At 36.9% G+C, this 10841-nt stretch carries 10 protein-coding genes; 4 read left to right on the forward strand and 6 right to left on the reverse strand.

Features of this window, described 5'->3' with window-relative positions:
- The 5 genes from creD to creB all read right to left on the reverse strand — a co-directional run.
- On the reverse strand, positions 1-1248 hold a 1248-nt coding region (creD, locus tag BZK14_RS11450), incomplete at its 3' end, for a cell envelope integrity protein CreD (RefSeq protein WP_077926610.1).
- Positions 1249-1410: 162 nt separating this feature from the next.
- On the reverse strand, positions 1411-2757 hold the full coding sequence (brnQ, locus tag BZK14_RS11455; RefSeq protein WP_077926611.1) for a branched-chain amino acid transport system II carrier protein: 1347 nt from the start codon (positions 2755-2757) through the stop codon (positions 1411-1413).
- A gap of 60 nt (positions 2758-2817) precedes the next feature.
- On the reverse strand, positions 2818-3180 hold the full coding sequence (locus BZK14_RS11460; RefSeq protein WP_077926619.1) for a DMT family protein: 363 nt from the start codon (positions 3178-3180) through the stop codon (positions 2818-2820).
- A gap of 6 nt (positions 3181-3186) precedes the next feature.
- Complete coding sequence (creC, locus tag BZK14_RS11465; RefSeq protein ID WP_077926612.1) at positions 3187-4626, reverse strand: two-component system sensor histidine kinase CreC; 1440 nt, start codon at positions 4624-4626, stop codon at positions 3187-3189.
- A gap of 2 nt (positions 4627-4628) precedes the next feature.
- A complete protein-coding gene (gene creB, locus BZK14_RS11470; RefSeq protein WP_077926613.1) occupies positions 4629-5321 on the reverse strand; it encodes a two-component system response regulator CreB in 693 nt (230 codons plus the stop codon).
- Positions 5322-5390: 69 nt separating this feature from the next.
- On the opposite strand from creB, the gene BZK14_RS11475 reads away from it, so the two are divergent.
- The 4 genes from BZK14_RS11475 to BZK14_RS11490 all read left to right on the forward strand — a co-directional run bounded on the left by BZK14_RS11475 (position 5391) and on the right by BZK14_RS11490 (position 10546).
- Positions 5391-5861 carry a peroxiredoxin gene (locus tag BZK14_RS11475; RefSeq protein ID WP_077926614.1) on the forward strand — a complete coding sequence of 157 codons (471 nt, stop codon included), beginning with the start codon at positions 5391-5393 and terminating at the stop codon, positions 5859-5861.
- A 156-nt stretch (positions 5862-6017) separates the two neighbouring features.
- A complete protein-coding gene (locus tag BZK14_RS11480; protein WP_077926615.1) occupies positions 6018-6689 on the forward strand; it encodes a CopY/TcrY family copper transport repressor in 672 nt (223 codons plus the stop codon).
- A 1-nt stretch (position 6690) separates the two neighbouring features.
- Positions 6691-8898 carry a heavy metal translocating P-type ATPase gene (locus tag BZK14_RS11485; protein ID WP_077926616.1) on the forward strand — a complete coding sequence of 736 codons (2208 nt, stop codon included), beginning with the start codon at positions 6691-6693 and terminating at the stop codon, positions 8896-8898.
- A gap of 283 nt (positions 8899-9181) precedes the next feature.
- Positions 9182-10546, forward strand: coding sequence for a CitMHS family transporter (locus tag BZK14_RS11490; protein ID WP_077926617.1), 1365 nt, complete (start codon positions 9182-9184; stop codon positions 10544-10546).
- Here the strand turns inward: BZK14_RS11490 and BZK14_RS11495 are convergent.
- Positions 10522-10841, reverse strand: a 320-nt coding sequence (locus BZK14_RS11495; RefSeq protein ID WP_216350021.1) for a hypothetical protein, incomplete at its 5' end; no start/stop codon positions are given. The two genes, BZK14_RS11490 and BZK14_RS11495, sit on opposite strands and share 25 nt — an antisense overlap.

The following is a 10841-nucleotide window of genomic DNA, read 5'->3' on the forward strand; positions in this document are numbered from 1 at the left end:
CAAGAACAGAAAGATTGAGCCAAGTAATAAGCTGTATTCTTCGCCATTCAACAAGATATATAACGTGATGTATAACAACGCCAATAATCCCGCAAAACTCAGTGATATTTTTTTATCTTTCAATACGCTGTGCATGTAATAAGTGATGAGCCCAATACACGATAATGAAGCAACCCAATAAGCTAATAAAAAGCCGATGTGTTCAGACAATGAAATGAGTAGCAAGAAGAACAGAACTAAGGCAAAGCCAACCAGTGCATATTGCATTGCATGGATATTCATACCGCGCATCACTTCAAACACAAAAAAACCTGCAAATGTTAATCCAATGAACAAGATCGCATATTTCACAGCACGATCACTTTTGCGATAATGATCCACAGGATCTACTAAATCTACACCAAAATTTGTAATGTTATTCGTTTCACAATAACTTTCACTTGTTTGCCAACAACTCATCAATGCAGCTGGTGTAATATTTGAGAACTGATTCACTTCCCAAGTTGCTTGGAAAGATTGATCGCCAACTGTGCGCTCTTTTGGCAATGCATTACCAATAAAACTTGGATGTGGCCATATTCCATTGAGTTTAACCGTTGTTTCTTTACCTGCTGATAAGAAGTTTAAGCGCGAAGTGCCCATTAATTCCAAATTAATATCAAACTTAATCACACCGCCATTTTGTAAATCAACATTGGTCAAAGAGCTTTTAACGCCTTCTGATAAATAACCACGTGCACTCAATGGTGACAAAGTCATTTTACTGCCATTCAATTTCATTTCTGTTGTATTGCCAATCCCGCGAATATCAGAAACGCGCATTGCAATGTACGGCTCGCCGAGTTCATAATTATTCGTAGAATCTTTTAAACCCAAGTTTTTAGGTAAAGTGAACTGCCCTGTTAGCTGCCCTTTGAATGTATATAAATTGGCTTTATAAATGCCACGATATCTTTCTTCTGTTGTTAAATCGCCCGCGATATTCAGTTGATCAGGAAAGAAATATAAAGCTTCATCCGAACGAACATAAACTTTACGATCGCTGTCATAAGTTGTGACTGAATATGGCACTGTGATAATTGGCCCTGCCAATGTTTGTGATCTTACAGAGCTCTTTGCAATATCTTCTTCAACACTGCTTTTAAGATACATTCGCTCATTGATCAAAGAACTGATCATGCCAATGCCAATCAATAGCACGACGATGATCACCAACACGGATATCATCTTTTTTGTTAAATTATTCATTATCTCTCCATCATTAAATTTGATGGTTTATTCTCTGATACCAATATGAAGAGATCATGAGGTGAATGTGTTTTTTATGTGAAGCGCAGTATAAATTTTCCAATAAAAAAGCAGACTTAGTTTAAGCCTGCCTTTTGATGATTTATATGAACGAATGTTTATTTAGTTTGGTACTTGTTGTTTAAAGCTCAAAACCCAGCCAATCACAAGGCCAATTAAAGCAGGTGTGATCCAGCCCATATTGATATCTGAAAATGGCAAAATACCATCTACAGATGAAGTAATATTCAATACAATTGGATTCTTACTGATCACATCTGTTGTTGCTTTTAAGCCTTCAATGATTGCTGCAAGCAATGTGAATACAGTCGTACATTGATACACGATTCTTTTATGCTGAAACAATGGTGATAACAATGCCAAGAGGATTAATGTAATCGCTAATGGATATAAGAACATCAATACAGGTACAGAGATTTGGATGATGGAAGTTAAACCAACATTCGCAACTAATAAACCTGCAATACTAAAACCATGCACAAAGTTGCGATAAGAAATGGACGGAAACAATTCATGGAACATATCAGAACAAGCCGTGATTAGACCAATCGCTGTTTTTAAGCAGGCAATCGTTACAATGATTGCCAATAAAATCGAACCTAAGAAACCAAAATAGTGCTGAGAAACTTGTGCCAATGCAATGCCACCATTTGCCGATAATGGAAATACATTTAAACTCGTGGCGCCAATATAGGCCAAGCAACCATAAATCAATGCCATTAAAATCACACTCACAAAGCCTGACTTCATGACATCTTTGGCAATATCAGTTGTATTGGTTACGCCAAAGCGTTTAATGGCACTCACAACAATGATACCGAAAGCCAAAGAAGCCAACGCATCCATTGTATTATAGCCTTCTGTGAATCCTTTGAAGAAAGCATTTTGTTGATAGCTTGGGTGAACAGGCAATGTTTCAATCGCACCCATTGGTTTCACAAAAGCACTGATGATCAAAAATGCTAAGAATATGAGAAACAATGGATTCAATACTTTGCCAACCCAAACCATAATATTCGTTGGATTCAAAGACAAAAGCCAGCTCAATAAAAAGAAAACTAAAGAAAATGCTAATAATCCGTAGCTCAACATATCTGCACTTAAAAATGGTGTAAAACCAATTTCAAAGGAAACTGTTGCCGTTCTTGGTAAAGCGAAAAATGGTCCAATGGTTAAATACAGTGCCATTGTGAAAAACAAACCATATTTCTGTGAAATACGGCTTGATAAATCATACAACCCCTTACTTTTAGAAAAACCAATAGCAAGCACGCCCAAAAATGGTAAGCCAACGCCTGTTAAAATAAAACCTAATGTTGCGATATAAGTGGCAGCCCCTGCTTCTTGTCCCATGTGGATGGGAAAAATCAAATTACCTGCACCAAAAAACAGCCCAAATAACATTGAGCCAATGGTTAAATATGCGGAGAAAGAAAGTCTATTGTTCATGTGAGTTGGATCTATAATTAAATGCTATTCATAAAATGATGGGCAGAAATCCTACCATAATTATATGAAGCTACTCATGATTTCTTTGCGAAACATGAAAAATACAGCACCCAATAAACATAATCCCGCCCAGATATAATCCAACCTAAAAGGCTCTTTCAATATGAATAGTGAAAATGGAATAAATACTGATAAACTCAAAACTTCCTGAATAATTTTGAGCTGTCCTGCCGTTGCCACCTCATAACCTATGCGATTGGCTGGTACTTGTAATAAGTATTCAAAGAGCGCAATTCCCCAACTCACTAAAGCTGCAATCACCCAAGCACGAGAGTGCATATATTTTAAATGCCCATACCAAGCAAATGTCATAAATACATTACTCAAGGTTAATAAACCAATGGTGATAAATAGAGGATGAATATTCATTTAGCGATGCCCTTTTGGAATATGAATACAAACATTCACGCCATTATCTTTGTTTTCGATGGAAATTTCACCTTTGTGCAAGGCAATAATTTCTTTCACAAAGTTCAGTCCCAAACCTGTACTTTTCTCGCCCGAATCTGGTCGTGGCAAAGAGTAAAATCGTTCGTATAAACGTGACAATGCATAATCAGGAATCTGCGAGCCTTCATTGTGAATGTTAATTTCAATGTGATGATTATTCAATTTTCCATCAATACTCAATCGCCCATCATTCGGCATAAAATCAATCGCATTACTGATGATATTGGACAATGCTTGTGTCATTAAGAAATGATCACCAATGAATGTTAAATTCTTTGGTAAGCTACATTGCACATTGATATCTTTTTGCTGAATCAATGATGCAAAGCCATCCAAAACTTCTGCCATCAATATTGCTAAATTCAAGCTTTGACTAGATTCTAACGATTGCTTTTGCTCAACCATACTCAGCTTTAATACGCGATCAATCAGATTCTGTAAGCGAGCACTTTCTCGCTCAATATTATCCAAGAATTTACGTTGAGTTTCTTTATCCATATCATTTTGCAATAATTCACTGGCACCACGAATCGCTGCCAATGGGCTTTTTAGTTCATGAGTTAATGTATTCACATAATGCTCAACATACTCTTTGCCATCCAACTCTTCACGTAGATTAGATAAAGTTGAAGCCAATACATTCAAATCTTTACCATAAAATTGTGGCTGAACTTCTCTTTCGCCTTTCCCAAGCTTCTTTGCGTAATCAATCAATTTTCTGAATGAAAAACCTAACCACCACGACAAAATCGCCCCAACCACAATACTTGTACCAAATAAAATTAAAGCGAAAAATGTGAGTTCTGATTTGGCGCTCGCAATGTAAGCATCTGTCGTACTATTGGGTTTAGAAACGGTTAATACACCAATGATTTCACCTTGATGATAAATCGGTGCGCCCACATACATGATGGAGGAAACACCTTTCGTATCATATTTAGAAATACCTTTAGAACTTCTCGCACCATATTGTCCATGCAATGTGAGATAAACATCGCGCCAATTTGAATAATCCTGCCCAACTGCACGATTCTCTGAATCAAACAATACAATGCCATTTTTATCCGTGATGTAAACATTCAAGCTCACATCACTTTTTTCCACATCCCAAATTTTAGCTTTAGGATTTCGTTGTTGATATGATTGCATTCTTTTTTGCAGATATTCAGGTGTAATCTTTTCATCTTGTAGATCAAATGCCACAATTTCCGCTAATAAATTCGCCGTATCCACCAATGTTTCTTCCGTCGTTTGGCGAACACTTGGATAAACTTGACGCGAAAATAGATGCACCATAAAGTAACCACAGAGTGCCACAAAAAGAAAATAGAAGATGAATATCCGCTTAGAGATTGCCATATTTAATGATCCAATTCAAAGCTATAACCAAAACCACGATGTGTTTTAATCACATCCAATTCAGGATCAATATTACGCAATTTGGCACGAATGGATTTGATGTGCGTATCAATTGTGCGTTCATAACTGGCATCAGCAGAAACACCCACAGCATTCAGCAATTGATCTCGGCTTAGAATTTGCTTTGGGTGATTCAATAAATGAGACAAAATCTGATATTCATGGCGCGTTAAAGATAATCGTTCGTTATCATAAGTGATCGCAAAGCATGCTTCATCTATTGAAAAACCTGTGCTCAAACTTGGTTCTTCCAATATAGTTTTATTATCCATTGGTTGAACTCGTTTCAAGATCACTTTAACGCGAGCAACCAATTCTCTTGGGCTGAATGGCTTACCAATATAGTCATCCGCACCGATTTCTAAACCCACAATGCGATCAATTTCATTATCACGTGCAGTTAGGAAAATCACTGGAATTTCTGAGAATTTACGCAATTGCTTACATACTTCAAAGCCATTTAAATCAGGCAAACCAACATCTAAAACCCAAAAATCATAAGCATTGCTTTGCTGCATTTCGAGTGCTTTTGTTCCTAAAGTCACCCAATCACACTCAAAGCCTTCCTGCTGTAATGCAAACAATATTGTATCTGCAATGCTTTTTTCATCTTCAACGACTAAAATCTTGGTCATGCTTATTGGTCATCCATCAGTTATTTTCTGCTATTATCTCATAATATTTTACTCACTTAGGAGAGCATTATGTCAGAATCTATTACGATCCAATCCCTTTGGAATATCAAATTTCCCACGCAATCAGAAGAACAATCTTTGAGTGATATCGTTGGCACAGCAAAATATTTGGTGGTTTATTTTTACCCAAAAGATAGCACACCAGGATGCACCAATGAAGCAAAAGCATTCCAAGAACATTTAGCAACATTGCAATCATTGGATACAGCAATTGTAGGTGTTTCTCGTGATTCTGTAGGTTCACACCAGAAATTTTCAACCAAATATAACCTTGAATTTCCATTACTCTCAGATAAAGAGAGCCAAGTGTGCAATGCTTTTGGCGTGATTAAAGAAAAAAGTATGTTTGGCAAAATCGGCTTTGGCATCGAGCGAAGCACTTTCTTATTAGATAACGAAGGCAACTTATTAAAAGAATGGCGCAAAGTAAAAGTTGCAGAACACGCAGAAGCTGTAATTGAGGCAATTAAAGTATTATAGCTTACTCAATATTAGCAATTCATAACCTAGCTTTGGCTAGGTTTTTTTACACCTAGAATATTTTAATCACAAAAAACATTTGCATTATTTCCAATAAGTATTATCATTTACGTTAAATCGACTACAACTGTAGTCAATGAATTTTAGGATAGATGAATGTCACACATCAAAATTACGAAAACAGAGTGGGAAGTGATGCGCATCCTTTGGACACAAGGTGAATGCTATAGCAATGAAGTTACGACTTTGCTGTCCGAGAAATATGAATGGAAGCCTTCCACAGTGAAAACCTTAATCGCTCGCTTAGTGAATAAAGGTTATGTCGGCAAACATCCAGAAGGCAATCGCTATCGCTACTTCCCTACCATTTCAGAAAAAGAGTCACTCCAGCAATCGCGTGCTGAATTGGCCCACCACATTTGCTCCACAAAAATGGGCAAATATATTGCTGCGCTGTTAGAAGAAAATCCTCTATCACATAGCGATATCGCTTTAATCTCACAAGCTTTAGAGAAAAAAGTACAAGTTGCACTTGATAAAGTTCCGTGTAACTGCATTAAAGGTCAATGCACATGTATTGATGATTGTTGTTCCCAAAGCATTCAAAGGAAAAATAGTATGAAAAAAGTAACATTTTCTGTGCCAGAAATTAGTTGCGGACATTGCACATCTTCTATCGAAAAAGGATTGAGTGCAATTTCAGGTGTTCACTCTGTGACATCAGACATCGCAGCCAAAACAACCACAGTCGAATTTGATGAATCTGTGACGATTGCACAATTGATTGAAGAGTTTGACAACATCGGTTTTGACGCTAAGGAAGCTTAATATGAACTCAAATGAAACAATTCGCCAAGAAACATTTGCCATCACAGGGATGACTTGTACCAACTGTTCGGCGCGCATTGAAAAAATCTTAAATAAAAAAGATGGGATCAATAATGCCTATGTGAATTTTGCTACAGAAAAGGCCGTTGTTTCATTTGATCCTAATTTAATCACGCCAGAAACTATTGAAGGTTTTGTGGCAAAAGCAGGTTATGGCGCTATTTTAGATTTAGCAGAAAACCAAGAATCCTTGGAAAAAGCACAAGCCAAAGAGCTTAAAAAATTAAAAATAGAGCTGATTATCAGTAGCTTATTATCTCTCCCAATGGTGATTGGCATGTTTGCCATGATTCTGAAAAGTGAAGCAGCTTGGGTTCACTTTGTGCATACACCTTGGGTACAATTACTATTAACAACGCCAGTTCAATTTTATATTGGCGCACGTTTTTATAAAGGTACTTATTTATCTTTAAAAAATGGCTCAGCAACGATGGATGTACTCGTCGCATTGGGAACAACAAGTGCCTATCTACTCAGTATCTATAATGGCTTCTTTAGCCAACCTCAAGGGCACTTATACTTTGAAGCAAGTGCAGTAATCATCACATTGATTCTCTTGGGTAAATATTTAGAGCATTTAGCGAAATCCCGCACTAATAGCGCATTGAAACAATTATTAGATCTTCAACCTAAAACAGCTTTAGTTTTAGATGAAAACAATCAACCTAAAGAAATCCCTGTAGAAGCAGTAAAAATGGGCGATTTAATTTTGATTCAACCAGGGCGCTCCATTCCTGTAGATGCTGAAGTTGTTTCAGGCTATACATCCATTGATGAAAGCATGCTCACAGGCGAAAGTTTACCTGTTGAAAAAAATATCGGTGATGTGATTTACAGCGGCACAATGAATAGTACAGGCACATTGACTGCAAAAGTCTTAAAAGCAAGCAATGAAAGTACATTATCAAAAATCATTAAAATGGTGGAAGATGCACAAGGTAGCCGTGCACCCATTCAAAAACTCGCAGATACAATTTCAGCAATCTTTGTGCCAACCGTGATTGGTATCGCAATTTTGACATGGCTGATCTCTTGGTACATTACTAAAGACTCAACTACAGCCATTATCCACGCTGTTTCAGTCTTAGTGATTGCTTGCCCATGTGCACTAGGTTTAGCAACGCCCACTGCAATCATGGTGGGTACAGGGTTGGGTGCTCGCTACGGCATTTTAATCAAAAATGGTGAAGCATTAGAAACAGCATCCATCATCAATGCAGTGATCGTAGATAAAACAGGGACATTGACAGAAGGTAAACCTGTTGTGACGGACTTCCAAGCTTTCTCTAACGATGGGCAAACAATTTTAACAGTATTATCTTCTCTCGAAACATTCTCAGAGCATCCTTTAGCGAAAGCCATTGTGAACTATGCCAATGATCAAGAGATCCAGCCACAAACTGTTGATAATTTTACATCACACACAGGTTTTGGTATCTCGGGTGATTTGAATGGCAAAACATATTATGTGGGTGCAAAGCGCTTTATGGATCAACAGAATATCAATATTGATACACATATTGATATGATTCAACAGTTAGAAAGCACTGGTAAAACTGTGATGTTATTAGGATCAGAGCAACAGCTCATTGGCTTAATTGCTGTAGCGGATCAACTAAAACCAACCACAGCAGAAGCAATCCAACGCTTACAAGCTAAAGGCATTGATGTTTATATGATGACAGGTGATAACAAACGTACTGCCCTTCATATTGGCTCACAAGTTCATTTGGATGAATCACATATTTTTGCAGAAGTATTGCCACAAGATAAAGCAAACTATGTGAAAGAGTTACAAAACAAAGGCTTAAAAATTGCCATGATTGGTGATGGAATGAATGATGCTCCTGCATTAGCACAAGCAGATATCGGCATTGCAATGGGCACAGGCACAGATATTGCAATGGAAAGTGCAGATATCACGATCATGAATGGTGACTTAATCAATGTGGATCGTACTTTACAATTATCCAAAGAAACTATGAAAAAGATTCGCCAAAACCTTTTCTGGGCATTCTTATACAACACAGTTGGCATTCCGTTTGCAGCTTTTGGTTTATTGAGCCCAATCATCGCAGGTGGTGCGATGGCATTCAGCTCAGTGAGCGTTTTAACCAACTCATTATTACTGAACAAGAAAAAGCTATAAATTTATACTACATCCTGTTAGATGATCGATCAAAATCTAACAGGATTTTTTTATTTCACAGCCTTACAACTCTTTCAAACCATAAAAACTGTAATAATTTTGTAACTTAAAAAACATCCATCAATTATAAAAAAACTATTATTTATCAACACTATATAGATTATTATCAAAATAAAAATTTGATCATTATTTATTCATCAGCACTTAATTTAACGAAAAGTTAAAAAAATATAATACTATTAATCAATCTCTAACAATAAAATATAAAGGGAATTAATAATATATGTTAACTACCGTAGGATTATGCATCATACTCATCATTGTTTTACTTTTATTAACAGAAAAAGTATCGCCTGTCATTTGTTTAATATTAGTACCCATTGTTGGTGCTTTAGTTGCAGGATTTGATTTAGAAACGATTTCCAAATTCTATCAATCAGGTGTTCGTTCTGTGTTGCAAGTTGTCATTATGTTCATATTCGCCATTTTATTCTTTGGTGTGATGAATGATGTTGGTTTATTTGAACCCATTATCAATGGCATGATTAAGCTTACAAATGGTAACGTTGTTGCTGTGACTGTTGGTACTGTCATTGTTTCTATCATTGCTCAACTAGATGGTGCAGGCGCATCAACTTTCTTACTTGTTGTACCTCCGCTATTGCCGCTCTATAAACGCTTAAATATGAATCCTTATGTTCTTTTCTTATTATTAGCAGCAAGTGCGGGATTGATCAATATGCTGCCTTGGGGCGGTCCAATCGGAAGAATCGCAGCAGTGCTTGATATGGATGCGATCGATTTATGGCGTCCTCTTATTCCTGTTCAATTAGTTGGTGTTGTCCTGATGATTGCTTTAGCCGTGATCATGGGATTAAAAGAACAAAAACGTATTCGTCGATCAGAATTATTTATCACTTCAGAAACATCCCATACATTAACGGTAGAAAAACTCGCTTCACAAAGTGACGAAGCTGCAATCACAGAAGATTTATTGGATGCTAAAGCAAGCGCTGAAAGAGAATCTTTACTTCGTCCTAAATTACGTTGGATCAATGCCGTATTATTTATTGCAACATTGGCGGTATTGGTTAGTGGTTATTTACCTTCTGGCTATGTCTTTATGATTGCACTATGTATTGCCCTTCTCATCAACTACCCTCAGCCTAAAATGCAAATGGAACGCATTTCTGCTCACGCAGGTGGTGCGATCATGATGGCAAGTATCATTTTAGCAGCAGGGACATTCTTGGGGATCTTAAAAGAATCCGGCATGTTGACAAGTATTGCAACAGCTTTAGTTTCTATTCTACCTTCAGCAGCCTTGCCTTATTTGCATCTCATCATTGGCGCTTTTGGTATTCCATTAGAACTTGTGTTAAATACAGATGCTTATTATCTTGCACTCTTTCCAATTGTGGAACAAATCACAACTGTTGCAGGCGTTGCACCTACAACATCTGCATACGCAATGTTAATTGGTAGTATCGTTGGAACGTTTATTTCACCATTTTCACCTGCATTATGGATGGGATTGGGTTTAGCCAAATTATCCATGGGGCAACACATTAAATTTTCATTCTTTTGGATATGGGCATTATCATTATCATTATTAGTGATTGCTTATTTTATGGGCGTCATTTCATAACAGAGCTTTCGCATCAACACTTGTGTTGAAAGAATAATGGCAAGTCCTGCAATCACAATAAAAATGAGTAGGCTTGCCATTTCTTTTGCGCCATAATTTTTCACAATATACTTTGCGAAAACTATACTCACCATTGAAAATAAACCTAAAGTGATGGCAATGATCAGAAAGCGCCCAATTGTCATTCTTTCCACATTATAGAAAGATGCATACTGTAAACGATCATAAATAAAGCATCCTACCATGATGCATAGCATAAATTTAATATGATCAAGCGTGAAATAAGAATGAACAC

Source organism: Wohlfahrtiimonas larvae (assembly GCF_002006755.1).
In the GTDB taxonomy this organism is placed as follows: domain Bacteria; phylum Pseudomonadota; class Gammaproteobacteria; order Cardiobacteriales; family Wohlfahrtiimonadaceae; genus Wohlfahrtiimonas; species Wohlfahrtiimonas larvae.

What these genes read in the sequence shown, in the direction of transcription:
- brnQ (WP_077926611.1), bottom strand. Translation starts at nt 2,757, where the DNA reads ATGAACAATAGACTTTCTTTCTCCGCATATTTAACCATTGGCTCAATG.
- BZK14_RS11490 (WP_077926617.1), top strand. Translation starts at nt 9,182, where the DNA reads ATGTTAACTACCGTAGGATTATGCATCATACTCATCATTGTTTTACTT.
- BZK14_RS11480 (WP_077926615.1), top strand. Translation starts at nt 6,018, where the DNA reads ATGTCACACATCAAAATTACGAAAACAGAGTGGGAAGTGATGCGCATC.
- creB (WP_077926613.1), bottom strand. Translation starts at nt 5,321, where the DNA reads ATGACCAAGATTTTAGTCGTTGAAGATGAAAAAAGCATTGCAGATACA.
- BZK14_RS11475 (WP_077926614.1), top strand. Translation starts at nt 5,391, where the DNA reads ATGTCAGAATCTATTACGATCCAATCCCTTTGGAATATCAAATTTCCC.
- BZK14_RS11485 (WP_077926616.1), top strand. Translation starts at nt 6,691, where the DNA reads ATGAACTCAAATGAAACAATTCGCCAAGAAACATTTGCCATCACAGGG.
- creC (WP_077926612.1), bottom strand. Translation starts at nt 4,626, where the DNA reads ATGGCAATCTCTAAGCGGATATTCATCTTCTATTTTCTTTTTGTGGCA.